Annotated in this window: 18 protein-coding genes; 16 read left to right on the top strand and 2 right to left on the bottom strand. The window is 50.1% G+C overall.

The window, feature by feature from the left end; all coding sequences use genetic code 11:
* Window positions 1-89: 89 nt before the first annotated feature.
* Window positions 90-1,028, top strand: a complete 939-nt coding sequence (locus tag IGQ15_RS06345; RefSeq protein WP_297049882.1) for a glycosyltransferase — start codon at window positions 90-92, stop codon at window positions 1,026-1,028.
* On the opposite strand, the gene leuD is transcribed toward IGQ15_RS06345, so the two are convergent.
* Entirely contained in the window at window positions 1,021-1,611 is a 591-nt protein-coding gene (gene leuD / locus IGQ15_RS06340; RefSeq protein ID WP_297049878.1) for a 3-isopropylmalate dehydratase small subunit, read from the bottom strand. The genes IGQ15_RS06345 and leuD overlap by 8 nt on opposite strands.
* Before the next feature lie 9 nt (window positions 1,612-1,620).
* Entirely contained in the window at window positions 1,621-2,673 is a 1,053-nt protein-coding gene (locus tag IGQ15_RS06335; RefSeq protein WP_297049875.1) for an adenosine deaminase, read from the bottom strand.
* 219 nt (window positions 2,674-2,892) lie between these two features.
* Here IGQ15_RS06335 and IGQ15_RS06330 point away from each other — a divergent pair, with 219 nt between their 5' ends.
* From IGQ15_RS06330 to IGQ15_RS06260, 15 genes are all read left to right on the top strand, one after another.
* Complete coding sequence (locus IGQ15_RS06330) at window positions 2,893-4,647, top strand: RDD family protein (RefSeq protein ID WP_297049873.1); 1,755 nt, start codon at window positions 2,893-2,895, stop codon at window positions 4,645-4,647.
* 12 nt (window positions 4,648-4,659) lie between these two features.
* Window positions 4,660-5,271 (top strand): hypothetical protein, encoded by a 612-nt coding sequence (locus IGQ15_RS06325; protein ID WP_297049871.1) that lies wholly within the window; start codon window positions 4,660-4,662, stop codon window positions 5,269-5,271.
* 424 nt (window positions 5,272-5,695) lie between these two features.
* Complete coding sequence (locus IGQ15_RS06320) at window positions 5,696-7,876, top strand: argonaute PAZ domain-containing protein (RefSeq protein WP_297049829.1); 2,181 nt, start codon at window positions 5,696-5,698, stop codon at window positions 7,874-7,876.
* Window positions 7,877-8,162: 286 nt separating this feature from the next.
* Window positions 8,163-8,591 (top strand): hypothetical protein, encoded by a 429-nt coding sequence (locus IGQ15_RS06315; RefSeq protein ID WP_297049870.1) that lies wholly within the window; start codon window positions 8,163-8,165, stop codon window positions 8,589-8,591.
* 27 nt (window positions 8,592-8,618) lie between these two features.
* Complete coding sequence (locus IGQ15_RS06310) at window positions 8,619-8,981, top strand: DNA methyltransferase (RefSeq protein ID WP_363315802.1); 363 nt, start codon at window positions 8,619-8,621, stop codon at window positions 8,979-8,981.
* 13 nt (window positions 8,982-8,994) lie between these two features.
* The gene (locus IGQ15_RS06305; protein WP_297049865.1) at window positions 8,995-9,441 is read left to right on the top strand and encodes a DNA methyltransferase; all 447 of its coding nucleotides are present in this window, start codon (window positions 8,995-8,997) and stop codon (window positions 9,439-9,441) included.
* Window positions 9,353-9,958: a hypothetical protein gene (locus IGQ15_RS06300; protein WP_297049861.1), complete on the top strand. Its 606-nt coding sequence runs from the start codon at window positions 9,353-9,355 to the stop codon at window positions 9,956-9,958. The genes IGQ15_RS06305 and IGQ15_RS06300 overlap by 89 nt, the downstream gene beginning before the upstream one ends.
* A 4-nt stretch (window positions 9,959-9,962) precedes the next feature.
* Entirely contained in the window at window positions 9,963-10,274 is a 312-nt protein-coding gene (locus IGQ15_RS06295) for a hypothetical protein (RefSeq protein ID WP_297049859.1), read from the top strand.
* On the top strand, window positions 10,259-10,483 hold the full coding sequence (locus IGQ15_RS06290; protein WP_297049857.1) for a DUF2283 domain-containing protein: 225 nt from the start codon (window positions 10,259-10,261) through the stop codon (window positions 10,481-10,483). The genes IGQ15_RS06295 and IGQ15_RS06290 overlap by 16 nt, the downstream gene beginning before the upstream one ends.
* Before the next feature lie 13 nt (window positions 10,484-10,496).
* On the top strand, window positions 10,497-10,838 hold the full coding sequence (locus tag IGQ15_RS06285; RefSeq protein WP_297049855.1) for a XisI protein: 342 nt from the start codon (window positions 10,497-10,499) through the stop codon (window positions 10,836-10,838).
* An 86-nt stretch (window positions 10,839-10,924) separates the two neighbouring features.
* Window positions 10,925-11,449 carry a Uma2 family endonuclease gene (locus tag IGQ15_RS06280; RefSeq protein ID WP_315874780.1) on the top strand — a complete coding sequence of 175 codons (525 nt, stop codon included), beginning with the start codon at window positions 10,925-10,927 and terminating at the stop codon, window positions 11,447-11,449.
* A 5-nt stretch (window positions 11,450-11,454) separates the two neighbouring features.
* A complete protein-coding gene (locus tag IGQ15_RS06275) occupies window positions 11,455-13,638 on the top strand; it encodes a DEAD/DEAH box helicase family protein (protein ID WP_297049848.1) in 2,184 nt (727 codons plus the stop codon).
* Window positions 13,623-13,784 (top strand): hypothetical protein, encoded by a 162-nt coding sequence (locus IGQ15_RS06270; protein WP_297049846.1) that lies wholly within the window; start codon window positions 13,623-13,625, stop codon window positions 13,782-13,784. Before IGQ15_RS06275 ends, IGQ15_RS06270 begins: the two co-directional genes overlap by 16 nt.
* Window positions 13,784-14,446, top strand: coding sequence for a DUF6331 family protein (locus tag IGQ15_RS06265; protein ID WP_297049844.1), 663 nt, complete (start codon window positions 13,784-13,786; stop codon window positions 14,444-14,446). Before IGQ15_RS06270 ends, IGQ15_RS06265 begins: the two co-directional genes overlap by 1 nt.
* Window positions 14,447-14,582: 136 nt before the next feature.
* Window positions 14,583-15,497: a DUF1963 domain-containing protein gene (locus tag IGQ15_RS06260; RefSeq protein ID WP_297049841.1), complete on the top strand. Its 915-nt coding sequence runs from the start codon at window positions 14,583-14,585 to the stop codon at window positions 15,495-15,497.
* The last annotated feature ends 3 nt before the right edge of the window (window positions 15,498-15,500 follow it).

Genomic DNA, 15,500 nt, shown 5'->3' with positions numbered 1-15,500 from the left:
TTCCCTAGAGTCCCTTGACTTAACGCACCACCCCAATGGATTATGCAGCAAACTGTGCAGGTTCGTCAAAATGGCACAGATCCCCACTCTTGAGTGTTTGCATTCCTGCCTATAACCGTCCCCAAGGACTGGTGCAAGCGGTGCGCTCAGTGGTGGCAGCATTGCTTCCTGAGCCCTACGATCAAGTAGAAATCATCATTACCGATGACTCCGCGACCCCCACAGCAGTCGCAGATTTACTCACTCCATGGTCAGGTCGGTGGCACTACCAGCACAATGCCCAGCGGTTGGGGATGGTGGCCAATTGGAATGCCAGTTTAGCCAAGGCCTCTGGGGAGTTTATCCTACTGTTGCACGATGATGATTACCTGCTGCCCCAAGGGATCACGACAATTCTGGCAACCCTCGTCCAATATGGTAGCCAATTTGATGTCTTTCTCTTTGGCGTACATTTGGTGGATCCGCAGCAACGCTGTTTGCGACGGCAGATACCACGGCGGCAGGAATGGCTCTCCCCGGCTCAGGCCCTTAGGCAATTGCTGCGTCATTCCTCGTTTGTGCGGTTTCCAGCCTTGATCTGGCGGCGATCGCTCCTCGACGAGGTGGGCTATTTTGATCCCGCCTACGGCGAAGCCACGGATCTCTATCAATGGCTACGATTCTTTGCCCAGAAGGGGGTTTACACGGTTCCCCATGCCACCGCTGCCTACACGATCCACGATCAAGCTCTAACAATGGGGATGTTTCAAGCCCAGACCTTGGCCACCCTAGGGAATATTTTTGCCGCCGCTGCTGATTTGCCGATTCTCTCACCAGCGGAACTGCGGCAGTATCAGTGTGACTTTTTTCACCAGTTTATCTTGGCGGGAACGTGGCGTTTTTTGCGCCGACGGCAGTGGCAACGGGCACAGGTAGTGTACCAGCTCTTTAATTTACCAGAGGTGATTGCACTGGGGCGATCGCGCCGTTGGCAAGGCTGGCGCTGGCTCTTTGGGGCTTGGCTTTGGCTACTGGGACGGCTTAACTAACTGCCCAGCGCACATAGGGCAGCCGCGCTGCTACTTCATGAATTTTGTCCTGATTGGCCAACAGTTGACCACAGGCATCCCATTGACCAGAAAGGAGCATTTGGCGGGTACTTTCCGCCATGGTTAAGGGAATCACTTGATCGCCCGCTGTCAGAGTCAGCACCTGCAGGTCTAGGGTCAGTTCCGTAGTGGGTTGATCTTCCAAAAGGGTTTGCAGAGCCTGTACCTGTGCTGGGGCTGCCGTCAGACAGGGAACCCCCATTGCCAAGCAGTTCCCGGCAAAGATCTCGGCAAAGCTTTCGCCCACAATTGCTTGAATTCCCCAACGGGCGATCGCTTGGGGGGCGTGTTCGCGACTAGAGCCACAGCCAAAATTGGCATTCACAACCAGAATCCGTGCCCCTTGGTACTGAGGCAGGTCAAAAGGGTGTTGCCCCGACTGGCGATCGTCAGCAAAAACGTGTTCCCCAAGGCCATCAAAAGTGACACAGCGGAGAAACCGTGCGGGAATAATGCGATCCGTATCGATATCGTTGCCCCGCAGAGGAAGGCCACGACCTGTAATGCGTTCTATCTTGCTCATAGGCCTATCTTACTGGATTGCGCAGCCTGCAAGTGCATTTTGGGGGGAATTGCCCTGAAGCAGGTTACTCAACAATAGGGTCGGCGGTTGCGCATGGGGCCAAGCAAAAGCATGGCGAAAGGCTGCTTCCTGACAGGCTTGCAACTCCTTGAAGTTGAGGATGTCGTGGGTGAGCAAGTTTTCGTACTCAAAGGGCAGTCGCACGTTGTGCAGACCCGCGTTATCGGTACAGATGGCCACGTCCACCCCCGCTTCAAAACAGCGTTCAAAAACTAGACGTAATTGCGCGTAGCTCTCAAGGGTACCCGTTTGAAAATAGGTGGTGGGGCACACTTCGAGGCATTGACCCGCTGCGGCCACTTCCTTGAGCAACTCTGGATAGCGCAGGGGAATTTGAATGCCATGACCAATGCGTTGCAGGTAGGGCAGTAATTCGGGATAGCAGCCATTGACGGTTTCGTAGAGGTGACCTGTGGTTTTCAGACCGCGATCGCGGGCATAGGCGTAGAGTTCAATAAATTCTGCCATGCGATCGCTATAGACGCTATCGCCCCCGGCTAAATCAATGCCACAGACAAACTGGGGAAAACTTGCTGCTAGATCAACAATGGCACGGTTCACCGCATAGGGTAACCGCGTGTGCATGCAGAGAATTTGGCTAGTGACAATCGGGTACTCTGGTACTTGGCAAGCCAGTCCCACCGTTTTAACAATGTCGGCCATCTGCTCAATGCGCTCCCTCTCAGAGCGCTGCGGATCCGTGCGCAGATAGGGGGTATAGCGCAGCTCTAGATAAGCCAAGTTTTCAAAAATATAGGCACCGCGAATCAAGCGAAAAATGAAATAGGGCAATGTCTGGGGTGTTTGCACACTCTCCACAAGGGTGTGGAGTTCGAGGTATTCTTCAAGAGACTGGCGGGGGCGAGTATAAAAGGTTTCAAATTCCTCATAATCGGGAAAGCGATCAGCAAGGCTGCGATCGTTCCGCTGAAAATACCGCCAAAGAATACGGGGTACAACTGAGCCACCCAAATGCCGATGTAGTTCTGCGTACAGTGCCATACGTGCTCCTTGAACTGGCCAAAACGTAACCAATACCTAAGCCGGCCAGAGGGGTCCATGTCCACACCTCAGCCATCGAGAACAGAACAAAAACAGCGATGAACGAAGAAAAGAAGGGTTAAATTGTTCTAATGTTAACAAATTTTACAAAGGTGGTGTAGGCACCCATGGGCGCAAACGCTAGGATCATCTCGATCTCCAATGGGTTGGGTATCGCGAATGTGGCCTTTTCGACAGCGAGGACGAATCCCCCATTCTCTCTCTAGCGGCAATGTGGTCACGATTGCTTTAGAACTATACCGTCATCAGGGCAATCGCTATTTTCTTTTGAGCCTTTTTGCCCATGCATGGTTTTTTCTGCTCACCATTGCCGCCGTGCTGATCGTGGCCGTGGCACTGATTATGGGTGGAGTTCTCGCCAATGGGATGGATGCTCTCACTCCCTTGCTCTTGTTACCGGGGATAGGTCTTCTCGTGGCTTTGCCCTTTTATCTCTTTGGTTGGACCCGGCTAATGGCCAGTGGTGCGCTGCTTTCCCGCCGTATCTACGCTGTCCTCACTGCCTTTGAGGAATCAGAATCCGAAGCCCGCCGTTTCATTTTTCCCAAAATGCTGAATTACTTGCTAGCAACGCTGATTGTGGGTTTCATTTTGCTCATAGTTTACGGGGTCTTGGGAGCGATCGGCTACTTAATTTATTTGGTGGGATCCCCTTTAGTGCAATTCCTAGAGCAGAATATCCAAACTGAACCCGCAAGAAGTCTTTTCTTTTTAACTTTTCTGCTCAGTATCCTGTTGCTAGTCCTCCTTGCGCTGTTGGTGATTAGCTACTTCATGGTACGGCTCTCCCTGGTTGATGTGGTCTTAGCCCTTGAACCCGACTGTACGCCCCTCAAATCCGTTCGGCGCAGTTGGCAACTGACGCAGGGACAGGCGTGGCATACCCTAACGGTGTTTTTTGTTGCTTCCCTTGCAACGATTCCCGCCAATCTCCTTGGCAGTATTATCAACAGCGTGGTGATTATTCCCGTCGCTGGCCTCTTTGTAGCGGTTTTGCTCCTGCCCCTCTGGCAAGGGATCAAGGCCGTTCTGTACTGGGATCTGCGAGTCCGCAATGAAGGAGCAGCGTTTCAAGTCCGCCCTGAAGCAGTGAATCCCCTGCGTTGGTTGCGGCGGGTTACACTACGCACACCGGAGAGCATCGAGTTGGACTTTGCCCTTGCGGGAATCGGCAGCCGCGTCTTGGCTTGGCTCATTGATCAGGTGATTCTCTACACGGCGCTTGTGCTTTTTTCGCTAGCAGCAGGGTACATCTACTTCTACGCCCTTTACCTGTGGCTGATTGAGGTGCTACCCACCAGTAACCAAAGTATTGAAGCTTGGAGTTTGGGCATTTACCTATTGGTGATGTTTGCCCTCTACAACGGCTATTACATCTTTTTTGAAACCTACTGGCAGGGCCAAACCCCCGGCAAGCGCTATGCAGAAATTCGCGTTGTTCAGGATAATGGCCGCCCCATTGGTTTGCGGGAAGCCACATTGCGCAGTCTACTCCAACCCATTGATTTTGCTTTTTTTGGTATAGGGCCATTCCTAGTGGCGTTATCTCGATCAGAAAAACGCTTGGGAGATATGGTGGCGGGTACCCTTGTGATTCAAGATGAACAGGCGATGCGGTTGGCTCCTAAAGCTACAACTCTTCAGCAACCACAGGCGGCTTGGGTGCAGGAGTTGCGATCGCTTGCCCATTGGGAACAGATGACCCCTGAACACTATCTCCTAGTCCGGAACTACCTCAACAGTCGCGATCGCCTGAGTCCTGTGGGTCGTTATCAAGCGGCTCAAGAGCTGCGCCAGCAATTAGAACCCCTGTTGCTGCCCACCTATCCTGCCAACTGGCCTGCCCTCAGTGCTGAGGACTTCTTAGAAGGTCTATACATTGCCTATCGTCAACAATACCAGTCATCCCCCTAGTGTGAGGCCGTTATGCGTTTACTGCTGACCCTTGGTTGTAGTCTGACCCTTTTGGGTGCCTTTCCCCTGCTCATGGGTCGGGCGAGTGAAGCGACGATTCAGGCTGTTGCCCCTGTCCCCCAACGCTATCAACTACTGGGGTTATCCTTTGAAACGCCCCTACAATTTTCGCCACCCACTTCTTTTGGTGAAAGTGGCGTTGCTGTGGTCTATCCTGCCAATGCCGTACCGGGGGAGCACGAGTTAATGGTGAGCCTAATTAGGCTACCCAAAACAAGCGAAGTACTGGGGGGTCTTTCAGATCAGGAGTTACGCAGTTGGCTGCGGTTTACCCAAGTGGGTGGTCCTCTCTCAGCAGCCCCCGCACACATTGAGCGGCGGATTTTGGGGCGGCGAGTACGTGGTGAAATGTTTTATTATCCAACCCCTCGACCAATTCACCAAGAGTTATATTTGATGCATCTCCAAGGGGGGCAGCGGCTAGCCATTCTCTTTGAAGCGGAAGACCAAGTGCCCTTACCTGTGATGGAGCAAGTCTTTAACCATGTGGCAGCATCATTGCAGGAATTACCCCCGCGATCGCGAGAATGGAAACAGAGTTTTGAATGGTGGAAAAATCGATGAGCTTCAGGGCATTTCAGGTTGAAGTAAGTTTTTGAAATGGCCAAATGCCGCGGGCGGGCGTCGTTGGCACCGCCACAGGCCGGTACCTGCCACTGCTGCGCATATGCTTCCTAAAAGCAATGGATAAACCAGTGGAGTCTTCTCACTGGGGGTTTGTGCTATGGCACAAATTACTGTCAGCGATGAAACCTGGATCGACATCGTGGCGTTAAACTTGCCATTGACATGATTAGTGCTGATCCACCTATTTCCCGAATTCTGCGTAAACAATGACATCACAAGTTTATCACCCTCGGAAATTTCTCGCTTTGGTGGACTCAGCCTAGGAGAGTCGGGGGCGCTGGTGCTTTGACAACATCTTTCTTCCCCTCTTGACTAAGGGCTGATTCTTCCGCTATAGTCGCCAAAAACTCTGTATCTTCGTATGGACCTCTTGGAAAGCTTTAAGCCAACTTCGGTGGTACTTAATCGCTACCTCGTAAAACGCCTAGAGGAAAGAGATCTCACAGTTCATGAGTATCAATGCCATTTTACTCAAACCCCACAACAAGGCGATGAACAAAGAGCAATTTCCAGGATTTGTTACAAACTAGGAGTCACTGCTGTTAGATTAGGCAGTCGAATTATCACAAAAGAAGAAGTTAATCCTGCAAGAATGAGAAGTGATGATTGGAATTTGGTTGGGATAGGTCCTAGAACGCTGGATTGTGGCAATACTTATGAAAGAAAAGCTTTGGAAACCTTTGAGCGTAAAGTTTTAGAACAAAGATTAAAAGATTCCTATACTGAGATTGAAAGAGCCTCCGAAGGTGGACTGATTTGGTGGATTAAAGGTGAAAACGGTTTAGAAAAGTGTGGGGATGGTTGGGAAGTACACAGAGGGAGAAGAATAGATGTCGTTATCGATTCAGATGGCAACCTTTACCTAGAAATCGATATACATCATCGCTTCTATACACCTTGGACACTGCATCAATGGCTGGAAAACTATCCTGATATACCAATCAGTTATGTAAGGAACACATATAAAGATGAAAACGGTAATTACATTACGTGGCAGTACGAAAACTCCACTGATCAATTGCCGCAACAAGTCATACTAGAAGGATTGGGTATCAGTCTAGCAGATTACCACCGTAACAAGGGAGCTACTGACGCAGAAATAAATAACTCTCGTGTTGTGTATGTTAAAAGAGCAAATGACTGGAAAGCAAAGCCTGTACCACATCTATCTCAAAGGCTATCACCAAGCTTAACAATGGAGATGCTGGCAGACATTGCTGGAAAGGGGAGAGAAAGTAACAAAATTAATGAGGTTTTTAGGTTCATCAAAAAAAATTTGGATGTTCGTATAAACCAATCCAAAGAGGCGGCACAGACAATCCGTAAGAAGGTTTATAGAATTTTTAATGAAGTTAAAGCTACAACCGTAGATGGATATGTTTTGCCACCAGTTAAATTACTGGCATCTAAGGGACAGCAAGTAGATAAGGTTTCCAAAGTCCGATATAAGGGATGTGCCGAGGTAGGTGAAACAAAATTTGGCTGTCTCAATCTTTACGATGAAAAGCACGAATATCCCGAAGAAGTCCGTCAATGCTTGCTAGAAATAGCTAGGAATAGCGGTACAGAGATAGAAATAGATTCATATCGCACACGTCAGGACTTACCTGAGAGTGAACTAGACCAACAAAGGTTTTGGCAAAGCTGGTCTGATCAAGGTATCAAAACAATTTTAGTAGTTATGGATTGGTCATCCAACGAATGTAAACAAAAAATTCGCGTTCAAGCTCTTCAGGCGGGAATAGCCACTCAGTTTATTGTGCCTAAGCCAAAAGCCGATCAGTATAAAGCCTTAAATGCTGTTTTGGGACTCTTGTGTAAAGCGGGTTGGCAACCCATACGCATAGAGCCGCTGGATCATCCTGACGCTGCTGATCTAATTATTGGTTTTGATACAGGAACTAATCGAGAGCTATACTATGGCGCTTCTGCATTTGCAGTTCTTGCAAACGGGCAAAGCTTAGGCTGGGAGTTGCCTAATGTTCAACGAGGAGAGACCTTTTCTGGAAAAGCGATTTGGCAAACGGTATCCAAGCTAGTTCTTAAATTTTATCAGAGTTACAACTGTTATCCCAAAAAACTACTTCTGATGAGAGATGGATTAGTTCAAGAAGGAGAATTTCAGAAAACTATAGAAGAGCTTAAAAAGAAAAATATAGCTGTTGATGTTGTTGGAGTTCGCAAAAGTGGAGCTGGAAGAATGGGAAGACAGATTACCCAAGGTTACCGTGATGCGCAAATAGGTACTGTTATTTTTACTCCAAAAGAGAGGTCATTTACTTTGATGACAAGTCGGCCAATTAGCCAGACTATTGGCAGTGCAAGACCTCTTCGGGTAGTTCATGAATACGGCGACACGCCTCTGGACGTGCTAGCTCTGCAAACTTATCATCTATCTCAGTTGCACCCTGCTAGTGGGTTTCAGTCTTGTCGATTGCCTTGGGTTTTACATCTTGCGGACAGAAGTGGTAAAGAGTTTCAACGCATCGGGCAAATCAGTATTTTGCAAAATATCAGCCGCAAGAAATTGATTGCTGTCTAAAAAACAGTAGAGATAACAAATCACTGCACCCGACCGTATTCTAAACTATCTGTATCATCCAAAGTCAATGATGGCGGGTGAGTTCAACCATTATCTTGCTTTAGTCCTGGGTTGGGGCAGTTCTTTAAGCCACTCATCCAAAGTGAAGAATCTCTGCGATCGCCCTTGGCGTGTCCGCCAAGACAACCGCCCCTCACATGCCGACCCCTGGCAAAAGGCTTGATTTGGCGGCAGTTGGGGCAGCAACTATAATTGAGGGCAATCGCTTGAGCTTTCGTGATTTTCTATGACCCAACCACCCACCTACGGCCCCCACAACCCCCACCCGCTCTCCACGCTACGGACGGAACTGGTGTGGGAGGGTAAGTATGACGAGTATGGCAACCGGCGCGAGGTGGATATTGCCGGGTGTGCCATGCCGATGCAGAAGATTAAGAGCATTGATGAACCGCGACGGGCAACGGGGCAGTTGGAGCTATTTGAACAGCAAAACCCCAAGCAGGATGATTTTAGAAATCGGCTAATTTGGGGCGACAACAAGCTGGTGATGGCTTCGCTGTTGCAGGAGTTTAAGGGCAAGGTGGATCTGATTTATATTGACCCACCGTTTGATGTGGGTGCGGATTTTACCCTTGATGTTTCTATCGGCGAAGAAGATGAAACTTTAGCAAAAGATCAATCAACGCTTGAAATGATTGCCTATAGGGATATATAGGGAAAAGGCACTGACTCATATCTCCATATGATGTACGAGCGCATTACTTTACTTAGAGAGCTATTATCTGACAGAGGAAGCATATACTTGCATTGTGACTATCGGGTTGTGCATTTACTTCGTGCAATTCTTGAAGAAATTTTTGATGACGAAAATTTTCAAAATGAAATTCAGTGGTTCTATAGCATAGGTGGCAAAGGTTCACAGCGATATGCACGTCAGCATGACACGATTTTGTTCTATTCCAAATCTTCAAGCTTTACTTTTAATGGCAAAGATCCAGATGTGGTCGTTGAGAGAAAACCCAATAGTCACATGAGATTAAAAACAGATTCCGAGGGTAGGCAATTCAGAAGCACTTTTGCGAAGAATAATAGCTGCTTCTTCTGACGAGGGAAATTTAGTGCTTGATGCATTTTGTGGCAGCGGCACTACCGGGGCGGTTGCGGAGCGGTTGGGGCGCAGGTGGTTGATGTGTGATTTGGGGCGGTTTGCCATCCACACTTCCCGCAAGCGGATGATTGAGCTACAGCGCAAGCTGCACAGCGAGGGTAAACCCTATCGCGCCTTTGATGTCTATAACCTGGGGCGCTACGAGCGGCAGTGGTGGCAAAAGGATCGTTTGCAGGGGGCAGATGAAGAGCATCGGCGGGTAATTCTGGAGTTTTTCAAAGCCGAGGTGCTGACCAACACACCCTCCCCCTTGCTGCATGGGCGCAAAGCCGGGGCATTTTGCCATGTGGATGGCATCCATCGACTCCATGTTTACCCGCGACGAAGCCAAACAGGTGGCGCTGGCAACGGCGCAGGCGGGCGGGCGCGAGTGCTATTGTCTTGCTTGGGAATTTGAGATGGACTTGCATCTGCTGGTGAATGCCCTGGTGCAGGAGTTGGGGGTGAAGCTAAAGCTGGTGCAGATTCCCCGCGAGATTATGGAGAAAAACCGCAAGGCTCCACCGCCGTTTTTGGAAGTCGCAGTGTTGGCGGCGGAACCCGTTTATCGTTCGGCTCCCCTCTCCTCCTCTGTGAGAGGGGCTGGGGGTGAGGGCAGATCGGTAGACATCAAACTCACCCAGTTCCTCCTCTCCCTCGCCGAAGTCCCCACCAAAGAACTAGAAGCCATCCGCGAACGGGCAATCAAAAGCGGCTTTGACTTTATTGACTTCTGGGCGATCGACTTTAACTGGCAAGCCGGCAAACCCTTCACCCACGACTGGCAAGACTTTCGCACCCGCAAAAATCGCTCCCTCAAAACCATCAGTGATGCGGGCTACACCTACCCCGCTCCGGGCAAATACACCGCCTGCGTCAAGGTAGTAGACACCTTCGGCTGCGATACCTCGATTACCGTAGAAGTGGAGGTGTAGCCTGATGCCCATTCTGCTCGATTATCAGAACCGAGAAGTGCGTTTGACCGAAGAACGGTTAGCGCATATTCTCGACCACCCTGAGATGGTCGGCAGGGAGGCACAAATCGCCGCCACCCTGAAGCAGCCAAAACTGGTACGTCAATCTCGCAGTGATGAAAGCGTGGCAATGCTTTATCGGTTCTATACCCAAACGGCGACTGGAGATAAATGGCTTTGTGTGGTGGTGAAATATCTCCCCGATGATGCTTTTATGATGACTGCATATTTCACTGATAAACCCAAAAAAGGAGAAGACCTATGGCAGAGCGAGTAAAGGTTTGGTTTGATCCGGAAGCTGATTTTCTAGAGGTCATCTTCTCGGATGCTCCTGGTTACATGCGAGAAACAGAGAACGATGCCGTTTTGGAACGGGTGGATTTGGAGGGCAACCTTCTCGGCTTCTCTATTCTGGCGGTTAGTCAGCTTGCTAAATCAAAACCATTGATTGCTGAGTTGTTATCAGGAAGAGGAAGTGCGGCTTAGAGGAGATGATGCAATGGATAAGCGAGAAAAATACCGTCAGATCATTCAAAAGCTGCTAACTGACTATCAACAATGGGCGATGGGTGCCAATCAGCACGGAGTCCAACAGTGTATTGCCTTCGATGAAGAGCACGATCACTATTTCTGGTTTCATGTGGGTTGGGATGGCAAGCGGCGAGAGTTTGGTGTGACGGTTTATCTCAAGGTTGAACAAGGCAAAATTTGGATTGAAGAAGACTGGACGAAACAGGGCATCGCCAATGATCTACTAGAAGCTGGAGTCCCTGCTGAAGACATTGTTTTGGGTTTTCAGCATCCCAGCAAGCGTCCCCTCACAGAATTTGCTATTGCTTAATATTCACAGTAATTGCAAGGAGGTAATTTGTGTCTACTGCAATTGAATTAAAAACTGATAAAAAGGTTTGGACAGATGAAGAATTTATGGCATTGCCCAAAGATGGGCATCGCTATGAAATCGTGAACGGAGAATTGGTTGACATGGGAAATTCAGGGGCACTGCATGGCTATGTCTGTAGCCTGCTAGTAGCAGCCTTAGCCAGCTATGTCTTGCCTAAAAAGCTTGGGGTTATTTTAGACTCCAGCACTGCCTTCAAGATGAAAAATGGCGATCGCCGTTCCCCTGACATTTCCTTCTTTGCTAAAGAACGCTTGCAAGGATTGACCGAACTGCCCACAGGATTTTTAGAGGGTGCGCCCGATCTGGCGGTTGAAGTACTCTCTCCCGGTAATACCGTAGAGGAAATTCACGACAAACTGGTGGAATACTTCGAGAATGGGACTCGTCTAGCCTGGATTATTCACCCTAGCGAACACTATGTCCTTGTCTACCGCTGTGCCCAAGAACCCGATCGCCTGCTGAAATCGGTTGATTCTCTAGATGGGGAAGAGGTGATTCCCGGATTTACTTTCCCCGTGGCTGATCTATTTCAAAAGCTCTCATTCTGATTTTCATGACCTCCTCCACCCTCAACCCCGCCGTTCTCGAACCCCTGTTTGCCCCCTGGCAAGAACCCAACGCCCATCGCATCCGGGCAGAAAAGTCCGGCGACCCTGCCGTGGTCAAACAGGGACGCAGAGCCTTCCCGATTGAGGTGGTGAATAACCTACGCTCAGCGGTGCGAGAGTGGCGGGAAGCGTTTTATATCGGGGCCAGCGACACCACAATTCAATTGCTGAATCACTGGCTTAACCGCGCCCACCGCCAAACCACCCCCGATGGTGAAGAATTCGAGTTTCGCTATTACTTCTGCCAGCGAGAAGCCGTCGAAACCCTGATTTACCTCAAGGAAGTGCGGCGGATTGAATGCCTATCCCAAATCATTGCCGAGTTTGGCGGCACGAATGCCGAATTGCAAGCCTTGGGCATCACCGAAGACGAAGATGCCTGGAGCCGCTATGCCTTCAAACTGGCAACGGGGGCAGGCAAAACCAAAGTCATGAGCCTCTGCATTGTCTGGAGTTACTTCCACGCCCTGCGGGAATCCGACTCGGAGATGGCGCGGCATTTTGTGGTGATTGCGCCTAACCTCACCGTCTACGAACGCCTCAAAGACGACTTTGGCAACGGGCGCGTGTTTGACAAAGACCCCCTGATTCCCCCCGAATGGCGCGGTGACTGGAACCTGTCGGTCGTGCTACAGGACGAAGCCAGCGGTGCCGCTACGGGTGGGACGCTTTACCTCACCAATATTCATCGCCTCTACGACACCGCCAAGCGCAAAAAGAAAGTCGAGGAAGATACCTACGCCTGGATGGGGCCAGCCGTCTCAAAAACCAAAGCGCTGGACACAGGAGCAGCATTGAGGGATCGGATCACGGCCCATCGTCGGGTCATGGTGCTGAACGACGAAGCCCACCATGTCTGGGATTCTGGCTCTGCCTGGAACGAAGCGATCCGTACCCTGCACGAAACTATCCTGGCTCGCAGCGGTTGCAAACTGGTGGCGCAATTGGATTTTTCCGCCACGCCCAAAGACAACAAAGGGCAACTGTTCAAACACATTGTCTGCGATACACCCTTGGGTGAAGCGGTGGATGCCGGAATTGTCAAGACTCCCATTATCGGACAAGCTAGTCGCAAGTTAGTGGAACAAGCCGACGACAACGCCGCTTATCGCTGGGAACAGCATTTGCTCTTGGGCTACGAACGCTGGAAAGCCAGCCAAGCCGAGTGGGAAGCCAGCGGCAAAAAGCCGCTCCTGTTCATCATGTGCGATGACACCGAAGCGGCGGATCAAATTACCCAACGCTTCAACACCGATCCCCTGTTTGAACAGCTCAACGGCAAAACTATCAACCTGCACACGAACCTCAAAGGCAAGTTGAAAAAAGTGGGACGGGGGAAAGATGCCCGCTATGAATTTGTCGAAGACGAAAAAGCCATCAGTGACGATGACCTAGAGGCATTGCGAAAACTCAGTCGAGAACTCGATAGCAACGCCAGCCCCTATTTCTGCATTGTTTCCGTCTTAATGCTGCGGGAAGGCTGGGACGTGCGCAACGTGACAACGATCGTGCCTCTGCGTCCCTACAGCTCTAAAGCCAATATTTTGCCCGAACAAACCCTGGGTCGGGGCTTGCGTCGCGTGACTCCCCCCGGTCAAGCCAATGAACTGGTGACAGTAGTGGAACATCCCGCCTTTGCCAGCCTCTATCAGCAAGAACTCGCTCAAGAAGGCTTGCCGCTGGAAATCGTGGAACTCGATCGCGTCCCCGCTACCACAATTTCCATCTTCCCCGACGAGGCCCATAAAGATGTAAATGCCCTGAATATCCAGATTCCCACTCTGTCTGCGGTCTTTCGGATTGTGCCCAAGCTGGAAGGCTTGACGATTCAGGACGTGAAAAAGGCGTTCAAGCCTTACAAACCCTTACCGTTGCTCTCATCCCCCCAACCTCCTTCTCTCGCTCTGGGAGAAGGGGGGGAAGAGTATGGTTCGGCTCCCCCCCCCCCCCTGGGGGGGGGGGGGGGGGGGGGGGGGGGGGGGGAGTCCAATGGCACTATCTCTACATTCCCCAAGGCGTGTTTGAGCGCATGGCAGGCGATACCATTGCTGAACTTGCCCGTGCCTGCGCCCCTGCCTTACAAAACCTGCTCCAATCTGAGGAGTTTCAAGATTTGCCCCTGTTTGTAAATCTGGGGCAGGTGGACGAAGAAGCCACTGCTGTCGATAGCCTGATTGATCCAGCCATTCTCAACGCCTTACCTTCCCGCTATCGCCGCGCTGCCGATCAAGCCGTTATCTGGCTCATAAGAACTGATGTCTGGGCAGGTAAATGATGCAAGAAATCACGATTCCCGAACCGCTCTGGTCAATGCTGTGCTGCTGCGAGGTGAACTGCGTAGCTGCCTGCTGCGGTCTAGATGCCTTTGACTTTAGCCCCGCACATGTCCAGAAATGGATGGCTCAAACCGATGCTCAAACCTTGAACCAAGCGCGTGACCAATTGCAGGTTTTAGTCCACTGCATGGTTGACACAGCCTGTACCTATTCCTCTGATCAACTCAACTGTTGGGGCGACTATTCCGCCTGGAAACCTTTATTCAACCAATGGGAGACTTTAATGATGCCGTTAGATCAAGCTATTCCCATCCTGCTTTCACGGGATATTTCTAAAAGTGTTGACTTCTATCAAAAGCTGGGGTTTGAGAGTCGTTATCCAATCAATGCAACTACCGATTACGTCATTCTATGCCGGGGTTCCCTAGAAATTCATCTCTCTTTCTTTCCAGACATTGTGCCCTCAGAGTCACATCTTGCCTGCTATTTACGAGTTGCCCAAGTGGATGAATTATTTCAAGCATTTCAAACCTTAAAACTACCTGTGGAAGGGATTCCTCGCCTCGGTTCATTAGAAGATAAACCCTGGGGAATGCGGGAATTTTATGTCGTTGATCCGGATGGAAACTTACTAAAAATAGGGCAGGTGATTGCAGGGTGAAAGCCATCCTCATTGTTCTGGGGAATCCTCCCAATCCCGATGGCAGCGTGAGTCGCATCCTTCAATCCAGGTTAGATTTGGCGATCGCGCTCTATCACACAGGTAAGGTTCACAAACTGATTCTGAATTCGGGCAAATGACCAACTATCAACTAGAGGATTTAGGCGGTGGTGAAGCGCTCCGTGCAATCCTGCGGGAAGAGATTTCAGACGCAGAAATTGCAGCGATTGAATCTACCATCCGGCCCTTTGTTGCTATCGAAACTACGATTTCTGGAAGCAATTCACCCCTACCCTGGGAAAGCCAATTTGGTGGAAGACCTTATCTTCCCAAAGGAACTGACTATCCTCACATTGACGACAAACCAGCACCCTTGCTAGCCCAGATCAATTTTGCCGAGGTGCCTCCACTAGAAGGGTTCCCCACGTCAGGAATCTTGCAGTTTTATGTGGTGGATAAGCCAATCTGGGAATGGAACCATTCCTGGTTTGCTACAGCAGACCGGGCATCCATGTCCTATGGAGAACTCATGGAACTGGCAGGAGCAAAAGTTCTCTTTTTCCCAGACCCTATCCTCTCCCTTGAAGCGGTGACCACTGACTTCAGGTTTCTCCCTTCGTTTGAGCATTCGCTCGTACCGGAGAGACTTGATCTCCGCTTTCAAATCAAACTTGCACCAATGGATGCAGGCGGTTTAAACACCTGGATCGAAACATTGAGAGAAAGCGAATTCTTTGCTGAAAACTATGACTATGCGCTTAGAGAACTCAGCGATCGCACTAGCAATGATGCGTTGCTAGAAGAAGCCGCACACCTTTTGTATGGTGATGGACACCGTTTGGGTGGCTATCCGGCCTTTAGCCAATCTGATCCTCGCGCCCAACTGTTTCCGCTAGCTTTTGGTGAAAGCTTTCCGCCCTATGATTTGCTGTTCCGAATGGTGGGTCAACCGGGAGTGAATCTACATGATTCAATTCTTTATTTTTTGATTCCACCTGCTGATTTGCAAAGCAGAAATTTTTCTAACGTTCTGTTTTATAGCGATCGCTAGTGA

Source organism: Thermosynechococcus sp. M98_K2018_005 (assembly GCF_015295825.1).
Lineage (GTDB): Bacteria > Cyanobacteriota > Cyanobacteriia > Thermosynechococcales > Thermosynechococcaceae > Thermosynechococcus.
This window is presented reverse-complemented; position numbering and strand designations above follow the sequence as displayed.

Bases quoted from the DNA above. Each gene is read 5' to 3' on its own strand.
- IGQ15_RS06330 (WP_297049873.1), top strand. From the start codon at position 2,893: ATGTGGCCTTTTCGACAGCGAGGACGAATCCCCCATTCTCTCTCTAGC.
- IGQ15_RS06335 (WP_297049875.1), bottom strand. From the start codon at position 2,673: ATGGCACTGTACGCAGAACTACATCGGCATTTGGGTGGCTCAGTTGTA.
- IGQ15_RS06285 (WP_297049855.1), top strand. From the start codon at position 10,497: ATGGATAAGCGAGAAAAATACCGTCAGATCATTCAAAAGCTGCTAACT.
- IGQ15_RS06325 (WP_297049871.1), top strand. From the start codon at position 4,660: ATGCGTTTACTGCTGACCCTTGGTTGTAGTCTGACCCTTTTGGGTGCC.
- IGQ15_RS06310 (WP_363315802.1), top strand. From the start codon at position 8,619: ATGATGTACGAGCGCATTACTTTACTTAGAGAGCTATTATCTGACAGA.
- IGQ15_RS06295 (WP_297049859.1), top strand. From the start codon at position 9,963: ATGCCCATTCTGCTCGATTATCAGAACCGAGAAGTGCGTTTGACCGAA.
- IGQ15_RS06320 (WP_297049829.1), top strand. From the start codon at position 5,696: ATGGACCTCTTGGAAAGCTTTAAGCCAACTTCGGTGGTACTTAATCGC.
- leuD (WP_297049878.1), bottom strand. From the start codon at position 1,611: ATGAGCAAGATAGAACGCATTACAGGTCGTGGCCTTCCTCTGCGGGGC.
- IGQ15_RS06280 (WP_315874780.1), top strand. From the start codon at position 10,925: ATGGCATTGCCCAAAGATGGGCATCGCTATGAAATCGTGAACGGAGAA.
- IGQ15_RS06265 (WP_297049844.1), top strand. From the start codon at position 13,784: ATGCAAGAAATCACGATTCCCGAACCGCTCTGGTCAATGCTGTGCTGC.
- IGQ15_RS06260 (WP_297049841.1), top strand. From the start codon at position 14,583: ATGACCAACTATCAACTAGAGGATTTAGGCGGTGGTGAAGCGCTCCGT.
- IGQ15_RS06300 (WP_297049861.1), top strand. From the start codon at position 9,353: ATGTTTACCCGCGACGAAGCCAAACAGGTGGCGCTGGCAACGGCGCAG.
- IGQ15_RS06290 (WP_297049857.1), top strand. From the start codon at position 10,259: ATGGCAGAGCGAGTAAAGGTTTGGTTTGATCCGGAAGCTGATTTTCTA.
- IGQ15_RS06315 (WP_297049870.1), top strand. From the start codon at position 8,163: ATGACCCAACCACCCACCTACGGCCCCCACAACCCCCACCCGCTCTCC.
- IGQ15_RS06275 (WP_297049848.1), top strand. From the start codon at position 11,455: ATGACCTCCTCCACCCTCAACCCCGCCGTTCTCGAACCCCTGTTTGCC.